We start from the raw sequence: 16860 nt of genomic DNA, 5'->3' as shown, positions 1-16860 counted from the left end.
GCTAATTGGTGACGCCGCTGAGATCTCGCTCCTGGACAGTTCCGAGGGTGAGGTCTGCACCGTGCAGCGGGACGATCTCATTTTGGTGGCCGAATTTCGCGACTGGATCTACCCCGGGCTGCGCCCTGACGGAACAGTGGAGCGAGGCGGGGATAGGCCTTTCCACACAGTCATCAATGGCGAGAACTTTCATGTGCTCGAACAGCTGACTTTCACTCACGAAGAGGCTGTGGACGTGATCTACATTGATCCGCCTTACAACACAGGCGCCCGTGACTGGAAGTACAACAACGACTACGTCGAGGGCGATGACCTTTACCGGCATTCGAAATGGCTTGCGTTCATGGAGCGACGGCTCAAGCTGGCCAAGCGACTCCTCAAGCCCGAAAACTCTGTTCTGATCGTGACAATCGATGAGAAGGAATACTTGAGGCTCGGGCTGCTGCTGGAGCAGACGTTCGACGATGCACGTATCCAGATGATCTCTACCGTCATTAACCCCAAGGGAGTTTCGCGCGGCGATTCCTTCCGCCGCTCCGACGAGTACATCTTCTTCGTGATGCTGGGCGCGGCCGCCCCACAAAGGTTGGAACTTGGTGGGGAGTGGGGGTCGGGAAGCTTTGGCAATAGCGACACTGCAGCGAGCGACGACAATACCGAGCCCGCTTGGAGCTCCATGATGCGTCGCGGGTCGAACTCAGCTCGTGCGGATCGGCCGGGCCTCTTTTATCCAATCTATGTCGATCCTGCCACTGGCCGAATCGAGCAGGTCGGAGCACCCCTCAGCGCTGATAAGCACGAGGCCCCGGAAGTTCCTGGCCTCATCACTACTTTGCCACTGCGTCGGAATGGGTCAGAAGGCCGATGGCAGATAGGTCCAGAAGAACTCAGGTCCCGTCTCTCCCAGGGACGGGTGCGAATTGGCCGGAAAACCGCCTACGGCTACGTGATTAATTACCTCTCGGATGGGGCATATGCCGAGGTGTTGTCCGGCAGGTTTGAGATCAAGGGCCGAGCGGAAGACGGATCGATTCTAGCGACCAGAGTAGGTGTGCAATCTCGAGCTCAGGTTCCTTTCACTCAGTGGCGCACACCTTCGCACAATGCCTCTGAGTATGGCTCCACTCTTCTGACAGCATTCCTCCCCGGCAGGAAGTTTCCGTTCCCGAAGAGCCTTCATGCGGTCGAGGATGCACTCAGGCTCTTTGTCAGCGACAAGCCCGAAGCAGTTGTGCTCGACTTCTTTGCCGGCTCCGGAACCACTGCCCATGCTTTGATGCGGCTAAACCGGCAGGATGGCGGCAGCCGGCAATGCATTTCCGTGACGAACAACGAGGTTTCAGCTGAGGAGCAAGCACGGTTACGCAGGGAGAAACTGCGTCCAGGCGACGCCCGGTGGGAGCAATGGGGCATATGTGACTACATCACGAAGCCCAGAATTCTCGCAGCGATTACGGGTCGCACTCCAGATGGAGAGCCGATCAAGGGCGACTACAAGTTTGTCGATGAGTTTTCGATGGCTGACGGCTTCAACGAAAACGCCGCATTCTTCACACTCACTTACGAGTCACTGTGGCAGGTCAGCACTGACCGCGCGTTTGCGGCAATTGCTCCGATGCTTTGGCTGCGTGCTGGCGCAAGGGGGAGATGCATAGACGATCTCTCGCCAGGGTGGGCGGTTGCCGAGGCCTACGGCATCATCAAAGACCTTGACCGGTCAACCGAATTCATAGCTGCGCTTCAGCCCCAGGAGAGCCTCAGGATCGTCTTCATCGTTACGAACGACGAGGGCCGCTACCAGCAGATCGCAAACGAGATCCCCGGTGTTGAAACCGTCCGTCTTTATGAGGATTACCTCCGGAACTGCGAAAGCAATGGTGACTTCTAATGCGCTTCACTCTCAAGGACTACCAGGTGGACGCTGTCGGGGACACCTTGGCAGAGCTGACCGATGCACGCGAGTTCTACCACGGCGCGCGGAAGCGGGTTTCGTCGGTAGCACTCACAGCCACGACTGGTGCCGGCAAAACGGTGATGGCGGCAGGGGTTATTGAAGCGCTTTTTTGGGGGAGCGAGGACTTCGAAACCGTCCCTGATCCAGGTGCGGTCGTATTGTGGTTCAGCGACGATCCCTCATTGAACCAGCAGACCAGGTATCGCCTGGAGCAAGCTTCTGACCGACTCCGCAACCGGCTGGTCACGGTCGAACATCCGTTTAGATACCGGAAGCTGCAGCCCGGGCATGTGTACTTCCTCAATACCTCTAAGCTGTCACGGAATAGTCTGCTGGTACGGGGTCACGATGCTGCTGACGCCCTGCCGGGCATGGAATCAAACCCGGACACTGTGCCATTCACGTTTTGGGACACGCTGCGAAACACCATTGAGGATGAGAGCACCACGCTGTACATGGTGCTTGATGAGGCTCACCGAGGTATGGGACGGAGGGCATCATCTGACACGCCTACTATCGTGAAGCGTCTCATCAACGGTCACGGCTCCGTTCCGCCTGTTCCGATCGTTTGGGGTATCTCTGCGACGGTAAAGCGGTTCGAGGACTCCATGAGTGCTGCCGAAGTGCAGGACAACCGGGTGCATCTTCGGACCATTACCGTGGATCCTGTTCGGATTCAGGAGTCGGGGCTCCTCAAAGATGACATCGTCCTCGACTTCCCCGCAGAGACGGGAGACTTTAACACCGTTCTCCTGCGGCGCGGCGTTCGTAAGGTGAAGGAGATGTCGGCGGCCTGGGCGGCATACGCCGCCGCACAAAATGACCATGACCCCATTGCGCCCCTACTGGTTTTGCAAGTGCCGAACAAGCCTTCACCGACAGAGGTGGCCTCTGCCATTGATGTCATCCGGCATGAATGGCCCGAGATCGGCTCCGAGGCGTTCGCGCACGTCTTTGGTGAACATACTGCTCAAACTTTCGGTGCGCACAACGTCCCCTACATCTCACCGGAACGAGTGCAGGACGCTGCCTATATTCGGGTGATATTGGCTAAGGATGCCATCAGCACAGGTTGGGACTGTCCGCGTGCAGAGGTAATGGTTTCCTTCCGTCCAGCCGAGGATGAAACACACATCACCCAGCTTTTGGGCCGGATGATACGTACCCCTCTCGCGCGTCGAGTTGAGGGTGACGACGTCCTAAACAGTGTCGAGTGCATCCTTCCACGGTTTAACAAAGCCACGGCCAGCCGCGTGCTTGAGCAGATCATGGGCAATGACCTCAGCGAAACCGGAACTGGAACCGGTCAGCGTGTTCTGATCGACCCGCAGCTCATGAGGCCGAACGAAAGGGTTCCTGATTCGGTGTGGGCGCTGTTCGCCGAACTCCCTGCCGAAACGTTGCCCCGTAAGCATGCGAACCCAATGAAGCGCCTGACCTCTCTGGCTCATGCGCTGGCGGCGGATGGCTTGGTGCCGGAGGCGGGGCGGATAGCTCATGAGCGCCTGCACGGGGTCCTCAACGGGCTGTCTGCGCAGTACCGGAACGAGCTCGAGAAAGCCGAGTCGGACGTGCGGACTGTAGCCGGCGGCACTGTCCGCGGACACGCGCGCTACGGTCTAAGGGCCGACGAAACCTGGACTGAGGCGGCGGATGACCGCGCCATCCAGGAAGCATTCCGTCATGCCACACGAACAGTGACCCCAGACATCGCGCGCACCTACGTAGACCACCTTGCAGCAGACGCCGAGGACGAGGATGTTCTCCGTGACGCTCACGTACGCGTGGCAGGGCTCGCGATGCTGCCGCAGACCCGGCCATCGCTGGATGCGGCTGCCGATCTGCTCTCGTCGGAGTGGTTGGGCAAGCACCGCGTAGCCATCAAGACGCTGTCGGAGTCCCGTCAAAGCTTGTATGCGGAGATTACGGCCATGAGCACGGACCCTCAGCTGATTTCCATGGCGTTGCCCAAAAACCGACAGGAGGAAACGCGCCGGGCCGTGGGCGACGCAACCCAGATACTCGACCAGCGCCCGCTCCACCTGCTCTCGGACGAAGATGGCATGTTCCCAGTAGGGAAACTTAACCCCGACGAGATTCAGGTGCTCGATACCGAAATTCAACGCGGCGACCTACTCGCCTGGTATCGCAACCCTACCGGCGGCCGCGACTCGATGAGCATCGCCTATCAGGACGTCCACGGAGCCTGGAGGACACTCAGACCCGACTTCCTCTTCTTTGTCACCACTAGTCACGGTGTACGAGCCAGCATCGTCGATCCTCATGGGTCGTGGCTACCCGATGCACTGCCCAAGCTACGGGGCCTAGCGCGATTCGCAGAGGTCTACGGCGAGAGTTTTCATCGCATCGAGTCAATTTCTCGCATAGATGGAGAACTGCGTGTCCTCGACTTCACCTTGCCGGAAATACGGAAAATTGTCTTGGATGCGATAGATGCAGACTCTGCCTACCGCGAGTCTGCTGTGGCGTACTGATCTTAAGAGCACCGCAATATGCGGCGGGACGGACTGAGCATGGACCCCAAGTACCTTGAAGCACTTTTCGCTAAGTACCCCGAGCGGCTGACGCCTCAGCACCTCGAAGAACTCTTCGGGCTATCCCGAAACACTGTGTACCGGTGGCTCCAAAACGGAGTGATTCCTGCTTACCAGGTCGAGAAGACGTGGTTGATTGCCAGAGATCAGGTCAAGGATTGGGTCTGGGAAAACCGGAACACACTTAGGACGGGTCAGGCGCCGGAAGTGATCGAGGACCAGGCCCAGAGCGAAGCGGCTGAGCAGCTGTAAGGATGGCACATACAGAGTTGTCGGGACGGAATGGTTCCCAAAGAACGGAAGGCTAGAACGTGAGTGTCGATCCCCAGCGGATATCCCCTGAAGATCTCCGCACGCTGGTCACCGAAATACGTAACGGGAGCTCCCGGCGGAGCGGTTCGGAACCTGATCTTCGGGGTACACCGTGGGATCCTGCCGTAGCTGAACCGGACATGTCTTGGGACGATATCAGGGCGCAGATAGCGCGAGAACAGTTGGAAGTAGACGAAAAGTTGCGCTCGAAGGAGCCCATCTTCGTCATCACCGCAAGTGGATCTCGACGGGTTCACCTCGCCGAATGCTTTCATGTCCGGCATGTCCTTGACCGGAAGCAGGCCTGGGCACATGTGCTCAATGGCGACGGGGAACTAACGCTAAATCACCTGTCGCTGGTCTACGCTCAGCCACACATCCTCAGCAGGACGGAAGTAGAACAGCTAAATAGCTATGTCGCGTGCCAGGTTTGCTCTCCCACTCTGGACCACCAGCAAAAGCTTTGGAGATTCAACCCCAAACCCATGTTGGCAGTGAATCTAGGCCCAAAGCACATCGGACGGAATGTCACCACGCCTGAGGGCAAGGCGCTGGGGCAGCTGATAAGCCATCAGCGGATTGTCGCCGCTGGTGGCATCCGAAGCATCACTACAACGACTACCGGCAGCTTCGAAGGCGATGGGAATGAGAAGTACGTCGTTGCTCCTGCGGAAGCGTAACTGAGGCGATAAGCCGCTTACCCTTCCTTGGGCGCCGGCCCATCCGGCAATCCTTGAGCCGCTTCCTGCGTGACGCCCCTGATCGTGGCAGCAATCGCCCGAATCGCTTCAGGGTCCTCGCCCCAATGCCGCCCGTTTCGGCTGCAAGCACGAAGGGACGTCACATTGGACTCGCTAAGGGCCAGGTTGAGTTCAACCAATGCACCGTCTAGGTCTGCCTGCTCTGCAAGCGACAGCGGCGCAGGCTCAGCCGCGGCTACGGTGCCTGCCAAGGGCTCACCTCGAGTGCCCCGCTTGTTCAGTAGGTTCCAAAATCCCATGAGTCGGCCCTTCGTCGGAAAAATCATCCCACCAGGGAATATGGGGGCAAGACCGTGGCGGGACACTGCCACCGTACCAAGTTCGCTGGCGCCAGGTCAGCGCAGCCGGAATTCGTCACCGCGATGGACAGCTTCCGCCCAAGCACTCACGGTCACATCCGGTACAACGAACCTGATTGCTTCTGCCTCTCGCCTGATGGCCGCCGTGATCTGACGGATTGGCTGACCCTCAAGTGCGGCGATCTTCGCGTTCATCCGGGCCAAATCCAGCAAAGTCCTATCTCGATCCATGTCCATCCCTTTCGGTTTGTTCTGATGTGCCAATACGAACGTAGGTCTGGACTTCAAAAATGTGGGGGAGGGCTGCCGGGTTGCGCCGGCAGGTGACCAAGGTGCTCGCGGGCGAGCACTGTTGGGCGTCCTCTCCGCTTCGCTCCGTGGCCGGCTGTTGGGTGCTGCCGGTCCGTCGCAGAGCTCCGGCCCGTCATCACCTGTTGCTTACAAGCATTTTTGTGGCTGTCCTGCGGATCATACGGTTCCGCTCCGGCTCAAGCTCCTGACCCCTTCGTTCCTCAGGGGCCCTGCGGCGCCGGAATTCTTCGACGGCGCTCCTGCGTCGCTTATTTCCTTTCGAAGATTTCCAGCACCTTGCCCTGGCGGGAGGAGACGCCTCCGTCGGCCCCGTAGAGCACTACGTGCCAGCAACAAAAAAGCAACTGGGGGAGAGGGGAGCTGGCCGGTCACCTAAGCCGCCCGACCCACCCACCATTTCGGCAAAGAATGGAGCACCACCACATGAACGCAGTCATCAAGATGACCGTGACCACCGTTGATACCGAGGAAACCATCCACGATGTTCCGGTGCTCGTGGATTACCACATGAACGACGGATACGACTGGATGGACGTAATCGGTGAACACGGCTGGGCCGTGATCCCCAGTTGGGGCTGTGACGGCTGGGACTTGGGCCAGTGGCCTTACGTCATGGTCGCCGGGATCCGCACCGCCGACGAGATCGGCAACCTGTTCGGCATGGCCACCTACTGTGAGGGCGACGTGAGGACCACGTTTTACCGGACCAAGGCCGCTTTTTGGACCGCGATAAGTGAGCAGGCGTTCTTCCACTGGAAGAACGGACAGGCCCAAGGCCCCGACGACCTGCCAGAGGCAGCCGCCGAGATGCCCAGTCGGTACCGGATTCCCTGCAATCTCTCCGCCGCCGCCTAACCACCACCCAAACCGGTGCCCCGCCTACGGGCGGGGCACCCCTCCCACCTCAAATGAGTATTTGAGTAAAAACTCATGATTGCAATCGTTGAAGGACAAACCGTGAACACCTGCACAGCATTGATCATCCCAGCCAACCTGGCCGAGCCGGCACGCGTCGAACCCATCAACGCCGGTTTAGACAACCTGCAAACCCTTGTGGCCGGAAACATCGAAGCCGTCACCGTCGATGACTGGCACTTCTACCTGAATGAAGAAGGCAAGATCATGCAGCTTGCACCGAACCGCCGCGCCGCCCAGCTGGTGCTGGAAGAAACCGGCGTTCTGGCAGACGTGTACTGCGGTGACGTCGTTGTCTTGGGCGAAACCGCTGACGGCGACGAAGCAGACGTCCCCGAACATCTGATTGACACCGCGCAACAGCTTTTCGGACTCCACCAAACCACCGCCTAGACAGGCTGCGGGCCGTTCGCCTTTGTGGGCGGGCGGTCCGCCGCAGGTGGCCGCCTGGGTGGGTGGTTGCCGGCGCCGGACCGCCGTTCCCGCGTCAGGGCCGGCGCTGGTCACCTGGTGCGTGCGACAAGCCCACGCTTACGGTGATTTGGGCGCAGAGGAGGGGTCGGGGAAAGGGTACTCGGGCGAGCACTGTTGGGCGTCCTCTCCGCTTCGCTCCGTGGCCGGCTGTTGGGTGCTGCCGGTCCGTCGCAGAGCTCCGGCCCGTCATCACCTGTTGCTTACAAGCATTTTTGTGGCTGTCCTGCGGATCATACGGTTCCGCTCCGGCTCAAGCTCCTGACCCCTTCGTTCCTCAGGGGCCCTGCGGCGCCGGAATTCTTCGACGGCGCTCCTGCGTCGCTTATTTCCTTTCGAAGATTTCCAGCACCTTGCCCTGGCGGGAGGAGACGCCTCCGTCGGCCCCGTAGAGCACTACGTGCCAGCAACAAAAAAGCAACTGGGGGAGAGGGGAGCTGGCCGGTCACCTAAGCCGCCCCACTCACCCACCATTTCGGCAAAGAATGGAAGAACACCATGAACGCAGCACCCACACTGGAAATGCTCGACCCCACGACTTTGACTGTGGATATCAACGTCCGCAAAGACGCCGCCCTGACCGCTGACTTCATTGCCAGCGTCAAAGAACACGGCGTGATGGAACCCGTGATCGCGCACCGCAAGGACGACGGCACGGTGCATGTGCTGATGGGACAGCGCCGCACCCGCGCCGCCGTCGAAGCCCAGCGCCCTGAAATCCCGGTGATGATCATCGAGTCCCCGGAAGAGGCCGAACGGATCGTGACGCAGGTCGTGGAAAACATCCAGCGCGCCGAACTGACCGAAGCGGACGAGGCAGACGCCTACCACCAGCTATCCCTGATCGGTGTTTCGGCGGCATCGATCGCCAAGAGGACCGGACGGAAAAAGGCCGCCGTCGAGGGTGCGTTGAAGGCCAAGGCATCCGAGGCCGGGACCGCCGCCCTGGACCGGGGATGGAGCATCGAAACCGCTCTGATCATGGCCGAGTTTGAACAGGACGAAGCCGCGACGGCCGACCTTGAATCAGTTCTCATCGACGACCCCGACCAGCTGCTCCACGTCGCCCAGCGGTTGCGGGACCAGCGCGAAAGCGCCGCAGCCCTCGCCGCGCTGATCGCCGAACTCGAAGCCCAGGGTAAGACGACCGTGGAGGACGCCGGACACTACTCCGACGACGAGAACCTCTACGTCACCGCCGCCAAAAGGGAGGACGGGGAACCGGCCACCGAGGAGGACGCGAACGCCGTCCTGATCACCACGGACTACCGTGGCCAGCACCGAACCCACTCAGTTATCGCAGGCTGGAAGGACATGGGTTTCGTCCCGAAGTACGAACGCTACGACGGCGGCAGCAACGTCCAGAAAGGCCCGATGACCGAGGAACAGAAGGCCGACCGGAAAACCCTGATCGCCAATAACAGAGCGGCCGAGTCGGCCACCATCGTAAGGCGTGAGTTTGTCCGGAACCTGTTGGCGAAGAAGCAGGCGCCGAAGGGCTGGCAGCACTTCACCGCGTATGCGCTCACGCACCACCCTGCAACGGTCAGCGGCTATGACGGGAAGGTGGCCGCTGAGATGGTTGGAGCGAAGTCCGACGAGTCGGACCGGTGGGGATGGAACCCGCTGCGGGATCACGTAGCCGCGTCCACGGCCCGGCCTGAGTTCTCTTTGATCGCACTGGTGTGCGCCGGGTATGAGAAGACGATTGCAAAGGACTCATGGCGGTCCCCGTCACAAACGCACCGGGACTACCTGAACCAGTTGGTCGTGTGGGGATACACCGCAAGTGAGACCGAGCAAATGATTATCGACAGCGGCAAGCCAGCCGAAGAAACCGAAGCGGCATAAGACCCCTTGCCGGGCGGAACCCCCACCGCCCGGCAAGCCCCTGCACTACCCACCACAGGCAGAACCATGAACCTCCCGCAGGGCGGGCGGTCCGCCGCCCATGACGAACCAAGTTGCCACTCACCAGCGGCGGACCGCCATAAACGCGCCCACCCATCCTGAAAGTAAGTGCCGCGACTTCACGACAGTCCAACAACTTGTTCAGTTGTAATCATGCGTATGGCTTCAGCTAAGCTGAAGCCATAGATTTCCTTTTTTGCCGAAGGACACGAAGGGCCGGCTAACAAGCCGGCCCTTCGTGTTTAAGTCCGTCTTTCAAGAAAGTGGACCCTGCGCCGTTCCTGGTTGTGGTGATCCCCGCCAGTAGCTCGCTGGGAGCCCCCCTGTGCCTAAGAAGCCGGCCACACGGCCCCGGTTCCTGTGCCCTCCCACTCGCGGCCCGCACGGTAGATATGTGTCGTCCCGGCCGAAAAAGTCCCAACCGAGACGGTAGGGGAGACGGCAACGCCCAGGCCTGGACCATGGGAAACTTCGCCGGTATTTTCCCGCCCCTTATGGATGGAGGCTGTGCACGGCCACCGCTCGCGAAGGGCAAGGTGTGGAAGGTTGGTGACGTGGTGGTTGTGTGCAGCCGGTTCGGTGGGTCCTGTCGTCCACATGTGTGCGGGGCAAGCCCGGAGGAAATAGCTTGCGCCGTGCACATGCGGGCGAGGGGTGACGCTACCAGTTTTCGCTGGTTGTCCCGATCAGTTCCTTCTCACGTGCGGCATCATTAGCAGGCCTTGACTGGCGCGTCGTCCTAGTGCCCTTGGGACGCCCGCCGGCCTTCCTGGACGGTGCGTCCAACCCGAAGCCCCGCAGGTCAGATTCGGTCCAGTCGGCCCTGAGGGCTGCCTGGTAGTCCTTGGCATACTTCTGCTCTGCGGCTGTGAGCAACTGCACAGCTTCTTGCAGTTCAACGCTGCTGGCAGCAGCGGTCTTCACTGCATTGACTCTTGCGTCCCTGACGGCATCAATTTTCGCGGCCGCCTTTGCGGCAATGTTGTCGATATCCATGCGGACAGCCTAGTGGCTGAACGTGGCACCAGAAGCAAGGTTTTCCGGCGAGTTGCACAATTGGTGCCAAAACAGCCCAACGAAACCATGCGGAGCAAGCTATACATTTACACGGGTGTAAATGGTGTGTCGCTCACGGACCCTGCCGGGTTGGTGGGCGACACTGGCTTGTGGGTCCCCGGATATCGGGGTCGCTGCGCTAGGCCTTTTGGGAGGGGGATTGGAATGCCGGAAGAAGAAGGAAATACTGGCCGTCCGAACCTGTCCCGGCGGCGCCGGGCGAACAGTCCGGCCGGGTCGAAGAAGCGCCGTGACGTGTGGGTCACGGCGGAGGAAGAAGCAGCGCTCGTTGCCCGTGCCGAGCGGGAGAAAGTGACGGTCCCGAACCTGTTGGTGTCGACCGCTCTGGCGGAGGGTACTGATTCGCCGACGGAGCGGCGGGCCATCGGTGCCGAGTTGATGCAGTTGCATAACTTGTTGGCGCGTTCGTCGAACAACATCAACCAGCTCGCACGTCAGGCGAACGCGACGGGGGAGTTCCCCGTTGAGGCCCGTGAAGCGTTGAAGCATATCCGGTCGGTGGCGATGCGCATTGACCGGGCTATTGAGGGGTTGATGTGAGCGAATGATCCCGAACATCACCCGCGGTTCGCGGATGGCCGGCCTGATGGTTTATCTGGCCTCGACGGATACGGACAAGACGAAGAACGCGCACACCGACCCGCACTTGGTGGCCGGGGACGCGGCGGTCATGGCGTGGTACGACGACGGGGTCCTGGACCATGAGGATGCGGTCGCGATCGCGAAGCATTTGGATCAGCCACGGAAACTGTTCAGCGTTGAGGTCAGGGTCAAAGATTTTGGTTGGGATGCGGCGAAGAAGGAACGCGTTCACGTCGGGTACAAGGACGCGTCCGTGTGGCATTGCTCGCTGAGTTTGCGCGCCGAAGAGGGCGCCCTGACGGACCAGCAGTGGGGCGACATCGCCAACGACTTTGTCGACGCGATGGGCTTCACCGCGGCCAGCGGAAAAGCGCAGTGCCGGTGGGCGGCGATCAACCACGGCACGAGTGAGAACGGCAACCACCACATCCACATCGCCGTGTCCCTGGTTCGGGAAGACGGCACCAAAGCCTCCACCCACGGGGACTACAAACGAGCCCAGCAGACCTGCCGTGAGCTGGAGGTCAAGTACGGCCTCGAGCAACTGTCGGCCGTGTACGCGACCCGTGGTTATGACCGGGCCGAGAAGGCCACCGCTACCCGGGATGAGCGGGAGATGCATAGGGCGTCTTTGGCGCGGAAGGTCCGTGCCAGTGCCAGCGCCTCGGCCACCGAGGGGGAGTTCGTCCGCCGCGCCCGGGACACGGGCATGTTGCTCCGTCCGCGGTATGCGAAGAACACCACGGATGTCATCGTTGGGTACTCCGTTGCCGAACGGCCCAGGCCGGGGGAGCGGCCCATCTGGTTTGGTGGCGGCACACTCGCATCCGACCTGACACTGGGTGCGCTGCGGCAAGGTTGGATGGACTCGCCGCACGCCGCGAGTGAGGCCGCGGCCGAGTGGAACGCCGCGGCACGCAACAAGCGCACCGTCACCAGGACCGGACCCGAGAGGGCAACGCCGTCGCCGCAGGTGTGGGTGGAATACACCCGCAACGCGACCGCCCTGGCGGAGCAACTGCGCTCGGTCCCGCTAGATGATCACGCGACCTGGGCGAAAGCTGCGCGGGACGTTTCCGGGGCGTTCGCTGCGTGGTCCCACCGTCTCGAGCCCACGCCCGGGCCGTTGGCGGCCACCGCGGCTGAACTGTCCCGTACCGCGCAGCTCCGCGCACCACAGGTGCACACCAAGCCCGTGGCGTTGCCGTCCATTGCCGGCACGGCCATGCTGTTCCTGGCCGCCTCGTCCAAGAACAAGACAGCCGCGCAGGCTGCACTGATGGTGCAGCTGGCGAATATGGCGCACGCCATCTACCAGATGCATCAGCAATCCGGCCGGACACGGGAAGCTGAGAGGATCCGCGCCGTTGTCGCGACGCAGCTGAAGCCCTTTGCGGCCACCATGCCACGACCGGTTACCGTGGGCGGGCCGGCCCAGGCTCCGGAGCGTGGCCAGGACCGCAACCCCGTGGAGCTTGGCTTGCGTGGTCTGGCTCCGATCCGTCCCGGCTCCGCCGTTCCCGCGACGGCCATACCCGCCAAGACACCCACCGGGACAGGACGGGAATCCGGACCTGTACTTGACCGATAGAAACACCACTAGTGCGAGGGGAACACCATGAGTGAATCGGACGGAATGGACGACCTGCTGGACGGCGGACTGCGGCAATCGCTACTGATCGCGGCCCGTATTGCCGAAACACTGGCCCGACACCGGCAGGAAGCACAACGCCAACAGGAACACCACGACACCCAGGCGGCACACGAAGCCCAGGCACGCCTGGCAGCTGAGCGCAGCGCCGCCCACGCGGTGCTTGTCCCGGTGGAAAAGGACCAGTGGTGGGACAAGGCCCAGCCGTCCGATATCGCTACCGCGTACACCGTCGCTGAATCGTGGAAGGAGCACGACCCGACAGCACTTGCCGCATCGGAGAGGATCCATCAGGAAGTCCTGACACGCTACGGCATCGACACCCACGACGTCGGCCCCGACACCGAGTACCTGGAATCAGGTATCCATACCATCGCCACCGAAAAAGCACGCCAGGAAGCTCTGGCCCGCAGCCAGGAACAGACCCGTAAAGCTGCCGCCGAACACGAAAAAGCCATGCAGCTGCTCGCCGCCGCCCGCGCCGAAGAACTCCGTGCCCAGGCCGCGAAACTCGCACCCGAAATGGAACGGCACCATGTGCCAGTGGAATACCTTGCCAACCCCGAACTGGCACAAGCGCTCCAGCGGGCACACAACGCGAAAACCCCAAAAGCGCTGGAAGCCGCAGACGGCGCAATCAAAGAGCGCCTGTTCCTCATCAGCAAGGACGGAATCAACGGCCCCGACATCGACCAACTCCGTCGCGAAACCACCGCGAACGTCAACGGGGCACGGGAGGAACACTTCAAGGATCCTGCCTTCGTGGACGCCGCCAAGAACCTCCACGAGGCGAGACTCCTGGCCGAGGGCGGCTTCACTGGTGACAAGTGGGCGACCCAGGAGCAGCGGTACGGGCGGGCAGAGAAGGAACTCTTTGCCCGCATGGAAGGCGTAGGCCGAGAGATTGAAGAGCGCGTCACCGGCAACGACAGCGGCCGGCTCACAGACCGAGGGCTAAAGGCTGAGACGAGGTCGGCCGCCGGTTACGGCTCGGCCGAACGCCACAGCGCGTTTGCCGCATCACTGGCCACCACCGGCGCTAACGAGGGTCAGGTACGCGGACGGGTAGCAGCGGAACGCAGTGAAGCCACGCACCCCCGTGCAGGCCTCACCATAGGCAAAAAGGCCGCCAAAGCACGAAAGGCACCCACTGGGGCATCAAGAGGCGCCGAGCGAAGCAAGAACGGCCTGGGCCGGTAGCACTGCTGGCCGTCGTTCGATGGCTACGGGTACAAACCAGCCGTGGTCGCGGTGCTTGGGCTCCCGTGGCTCTGGCGTCTCGCGACCGTAAGCCTCGTTGGCGCCGGTGGTGGCCAGTCGCAGCGCGTCGGGCGAGCGGCTGGGTCCCGCCGCCACACCCGTGACAACTCCGCCGAACCAGGTTGACGGAATATAAGCTATCGGCTCTTTAATCCGATAGCAGAAGGGGCTATGGAAGCTCCCGATTCCACGGGGAAAGCCAGGGTTCTTCAGACGGAATCTGTGCCTACCGTGCGCGATACTTCCTGGTAATGCTGAGGCGCTGCAGTCAGCTGACGCATGATCCCACGCACTAGAACCAGGCGTGGACTTGAAAACAAGATCCTAAGCATGCTTATGCTGCTTGTAGCCGCGTGCGAACGGCTGCCAACCAGAGGAGGAAACACCATGGGATTGGGCGACAAGATTGAGAACGCCGCCGAGAAGGCCGGCGGTAAGGGCAAGGAAGCGGCAGGCGCTGCCACAGGCGATGAGAGCCTGCGGACCGAGGGCCAGGCCGACCAGGCCAAAGGCGATCTGAAGCAGGCCGGCGAGAAGGTCAAGGACGCCTTCAAGAAGGACTGACGAGACCACAGAGAAGGACGCGCCCAGCGAACGGGGCGCGTCCTTTTGTTTGCCCCGAACAGGAGCGGGTACGCGCCATTTCCGCCGTGTCAGCCGGAAGGCCCGGGCACCGGATGACGCCCACCCGAGGGTACTCCCCCTGGCTTATAGCGGCGAGTACCTAAACCCGAGGCGTGGCTCCGACCATAAGGCAGTAATTCACTCTGGCTTCGATGGCAGTTGACGAAATCCTTATATTATCGGCGTTTGAACGATCTGTGGGAGACGCGCGCATTAGCCCAGTAGGCGCTGGCGTTTGACAACGCCAGCGCCTACCAAAGGTTGTTATGTAGAGAAAGTGGCTCTCAGACTGTTAGTTCGTCAGTGCTTGTGTCGGAGTTTTGGGTTTCGGGTGTTGGGTGTCCATTGAGCGTTGTTAGGGCCAGTACTCCAGCGATGACGAGAATAGCGGCGGCGCCTAGCAACGCTGTACTGTATCCCGCTGTGAGGGCTGCCCCGGGGCTGACGCCGGCGTGTTCCTGCGGCACTGAGATGGTGGCCGCGACAGCGGCCAGTACGGCTAGGCCGAGAGCGACGCCGATCTGCTGGGCTGAGTTGAGCAGTGCCGAGGCGATGCCTGCCTTGTCCTGGTCAACGAGGTAAACGGCGGCCTGTGTGAGCGCAATGACGCCCAGGCCGAATCCGAGGGCGAGCACGAACATGGCTGGAGCCAAGTGGAGCCAGTAGCTGGCGTTCTCGGCGATGGCGGAAAACCAGAGCGCCGCGACGGCGCTGAGGAGTGCCCCGGTTGCAGCGACGAGGCGCGGCGCTATCTTCAGCAGAAGCTTCGGGGCGCTACCGGCGCCCAGTATGAGTCCGGCAGCGAATGGCAGCCAGGCGGCACCGGTCTGGAGCGGGTTGGGCTGCCAACCGCCCAACCTTCGATTCCATTCCTCCTGTTAGAGCCGGATGTCGGCAGACTCCCCCGGTTTCAGGGCGATGAGCAGATCGCTCAGCCCAGCGTCTGCAAAGAGTTTGCTGATCTGGTCCGCATTTTGGCTGAAATGTGCCCACGAATCCTCGTGCACTGGAACGACCTTTTTGGCTCCCATGATCTTGGCCGCTTCGAGGGCACGGTCATTGCTGAGAGTGATATACGCCCCGTCAGCAATCACATCGAATTTAGCGCCGCCGACGAAGAGCACAGCGATATCAATGGTTGGAAAACGGTCCGCGATTTCGCGCACGATATCGAGCTCGGAGTTGTCACCGCTGATGTACACCGTCGGCATGCCCTCCGCTTCGAGAACAAAGCCGATGACCGGACCAAGCGCGTCCCACACGCCCTCCGGGCCATGATGCGCCGGCACTGCCGTGATCTTCATCTGCCTGCCATCGGGAAGCGCCACGGTATGAACGTCGTAGTCGCTGATCCCCAGGACGTTGGGGCCAAAGCTCTCCGCGGCCTCCGTCGTTGTGAGGGCAAGCGGCACCATCGTGAGAAAACCCCGACCGGCCACGTCCAGATTGTCGATGTGCTCGTGGGAAGCGAGAGCCAGGTCAACTTGACCAAGCTCCTCGGGGGTGGCGCTCGGGCCGAGCTTCTTGGTAACGGGCCCGGCAATTGGGTGGTGGTAGACCTGGGGAGAATCAAAGGTCGGGTCAGTGATCATCCGGTAGCCGGCGATCTCGAGGAGCAGGGTCGGTCCTCCAACGAGGGTTACTTTGACGTCGTCCATAATTTCAGTCCTATCGGTTGGTGCGCCTGATTACGAGAAGTTCAGCTTTTGCTCATCATCTGAGCCGTGATGTCTTCCGCCCCGTGCAGGACGTAGACGAGCTTGCCCTCATCGTCGAACGCCGGGGCGTTCAGGGGCTGGAACCAGCGGGGCTCGAAAATTCCGTCCGAGTTCTCAATGTCATAGCGAACAGGCGGAAGAATGTCGATTTCTCCGGTCTCGACAACACGCTCGATGGAGCTTCGCAGAATCTCTGTTCCCTTCGCATCAGGGTTGTCCGGGTTGTCCGGAAAAGCGTCAAGGATATCCATGCCGACGATTCCCTCACGGCTCTTTCCCGTAGATGCAAGGAACGAGTCAGTGGCGGCGACAATCGTCCTGTCAGGGGCGACGATGATGTATTGGTTCGGCAGACTTTCGAAGATTCTCTGGAAGTCGGGGTTACGTGCATCTGAGGATGACACTTTCGGTTCCTTTCCTGATAAGCGACGTTTTCGCGTCTCGTAATGCCATTGGAG

The 16860-nt window shown here is 61.1% G+C and carries 17 protein-coding genes; 11 read left to right on the top strand and 6 right to left on the bottom strand.

Annotated elements, in window-relative coordinates; genetic code table 11:
- The 4 genes from ACLRGI_RS16505 to ACLRGI_RS16490 all read left to right on the top strand — a co-directional run.
- Nucleotides 1-1888: site-specific DNA-methyltransferase (locus ACLRGI_RS16505; protein WP_419202645.1), on the top strand; the 1888-nt coding region annotated here is incomplete at its 5' end.
- On the top strand, nucleotides 1888-4449 hold the full coding sequence (locus ACLRGI_RS16500; RefSeq protein ID WP_207597843.1) for a DEAD/DEAH box helicase: 2562 nt from the start codon (nucleotides 1888-1890) through the stop codon (nucleotides 4447-4449). The genes ACLRGI_RS16505 and ACLRGI_RS16500, both read left to right, overlap by 1 nt.
- Before the next feature lie 39 nt (nucleotides 4450-4488).
- On the top strand, nucleotides 4489-4761 hold the full coding sequence (locus tag ACLRGI_RS16495; protein ID WP_242703682.1) for a helix-turn-helix domain-containing protein: 273 nt from the start codon (nucleotides 4489-4491) through the stop codon (nucleotides 4759-4761).
- A 59-nt stretch (nucleotides 4762-4820) separates the two neighbouring features.
- Nucleotides 4821-5501 (top strand): hypothetical protein, encoded by a 681-nt coding sequence (locus ACLRGI_RS16490; RefSeq protein WP_207597845.1) that lies wholly within the window; start codon nucleotides 4821-4823, stop codon nucleotides 5499-5501.
- A 17-nt stretch (nucleotides 5502-5518) separates the two neighbouring features.
- Here the strand turns inward: ACLRGI_RS16490 and ACLRGI_RS16485 are convergent, their stop codons facing one another.
- Together ACLRGI_RS16485 and ACLRGI_RS16480 are read right to left on the bottom strand one after the other, a co-directional pair.
- Nucleotides 5519-5821, bottom strand: a complete 303-nt coding sequence (locus ACLRGI_RS16485) for a hypothetical protein (RefSeq protein ID WP_207597846.1) — start codon at nucleotides 5819-5821, stop codon at nucleotides 5519-5521.
- Between the two features lie 96 nt (nucleotides 5822-5917).
- Entirely contained in the window at nucleotides 5918-6112 is a 195-nt protein-coding gene (locus ACLRGI_RS16480) for a hypothetical protein (protein ID WP_207597869.1), read from the bottom strand.
- A gap of 504 nt (nucleotides 6113-6616) precedes the next feature.
- On the opposite strand from ACLRGI_RS16480, the gene ACLRGI_RS16475 reads away from it, so the two are divergent.
- From ACLRGI_RS16475 to ACLRGI_RS16465, 3 genes are all read left to right on the top strand, one after another.
- Entirely contained in the window at nucleotides 6617-7048 is a 432-nt protein-coding gene (locus ACLRGI_RS16475; protein ID WP_419202644.1) for a hypothetical protein, read from the top strand.
- A 75-nt stretch (nucleotides 7049-7123) separates the two neighbouring features.
- Entirely contained in the window at nucleotides 7124-7501 is a 378-nt protein-coding gene (locus ACLRGI_RS16470; protein ID WP_207597848.1) for a DUF3846 domain-containing protein, read from the top strand.
- A gap of 576 nt (nucleotides 7502-8077) precedes the next feature.
- Nucleotides 8078-9430 (top strand): ParB/RepB/Spo0J family partition protein, encoded by a 1353-nt coding sequence (locus ACLRGI_RS16465; RefSeq protein ID WP_419202643.1) that lies wholly within the window; start codon nucleotides 8078-8080, stop codon nucleotides 9428-9430.
- A gap of 720 nt (nucleotides 9431-10150) precedes the next feature.
- On the opposite strand, the gene ACLRGI_RS16460 is transcribed toward ACLRGI_RS16465, so the two are convergent.
- Nucleotides 10151-10486, bottom strand: coding sequence for a hypothetical protein (locus ACLRGI_RS16460; RefSeq protein WP_207597849.1), 336 nt, complete (start codon nucleotides 10484-10486; stop codon nucleotides 10151-10153).
- A gap of 225 nt (nucleotides 10487-10711) precedes the next feature.
- Between ACLRGI_RS16460 and mobC the strand changes: the two genes are divergently transcribed.
- The 4 genes from mobC to ACLRGI_RS16440 all read left to right on the top strand — a co-directional run bounded on the left by mobC (nucleotide 10712) and on the right by ACLRGI_RS16440 (nucleotide 14624).
- Nucleotides 10712-11107 carry a plasmid mobilization relaxosome protein MobC gene (gene mobC / locus ACLRGI_RS16455; RefSeq protein WP_419202642.1) on the top strand — a complete coding sequence of 132 codons (396 nt, stop codon included), beginning with the start codon at nucleotides 10712-10714 and terminating at the stop codon, nucleotides 11105-11107.
- Nucleotides 11108-11111: 4 nt separating this feature from the next.
- Entirely contained in the window at nucleotides 11112-12740 is a 1629-nt protein-coding gene (locus tag ACLRGI_RS16450) for a relaxase/mobilization nuclease domain-containing protein (protein WP_419202641.1), read from the top strand.
- A gap of 27 nt (nucleotides 12741-12767) precedes the next feature.
- On the top strand, nucleotides 12768-14000 hold the full coding sequence (locus tag ACLRGI_RS16445; protein ID WP_207597850.1) for a hypothetical protein: 1233 nt from the start codon (nucleotides 12768-12770) through the stop codon (nucleotides 13998-14000).
- A gap of 447 nt (nucleotides 14001-14447) precedes the next feature.
- Nucleotides 14448-14624, top strand: a complete 177-nt coding sequence (locus tag ACLRGI_RS16440) for a CsbD family protein (RefSeq protein WP_137320645.1) — start codon at nucleotides 14448-14450, stop codon at nucleotides 14622-14624.
- 344 nt (nucleotides 14625-14968) lie between these two features.
- Here the strand turns inward: ACLRGI_RS16440 and ACLRGI_RS16435 are convergent, their stop codons facing one another.
- The 3 genes from ACLRGI_RS16435 to ACLRGI_RS16425 are packed head-to-tail and all read right to left on the bottom strand — an operon-like array spanning nucleotide 14969 to nucleotide 16806.
- Nucleotides 14969-15541: an MFS transporter gene (locus ACLRGI_RS16435; RefSeq protein WP_419202640.1), complete on the bottom strand. Its 573-nt coding sequence runs from the start codon at nucleotides 15539-15541 to the stop codon at nucleotides 14969-14971.
- Nucleotides 15542-15562: 21 nt separating this feature from the next.
- Nucleotides 15563-16342: an MBL fold metallo-hydrolase gene (locus ACLRGI_RS16430; RefSeq protein ID WP_079598570.1), complete on the bottom strand. Its 780-nt coding sequence runs from the start codon at nucleotides 16340-16342 to the stop codon at nucleotides 15563-15565.
- Nucleotides 16343-16383: 41 nt separating this feature from the next.
- Complete coding sequence (locus ACLRGI_RS16425) at nucleotides 16384-16806, bottom strand: PAS domain S-box protein (RefSeq protein WP_159636051.1); 423 nt, start codon at nucleotides 16804-16806, stop codon at nucleotides 16384-16386.
- Between the last annotated feature and the right edge of the window lie 54 nt (nucleotides 16807-16860).

It is taken from the genome of Paenarthrobacter sp. PPS72 (assembly GCF_048537125.1).
In the GTDB taxonomy this organism is placed as follows: Bacteria; Actinomycetota; Actinomycetes; order Actinomycetales; family Micrococcaceae; genus Arthrobacter; species Arthrobacter nitroguajacolicus_E.
This window is presented reverse-complemented; position numbering and strand designations above follow the sequence as displayed.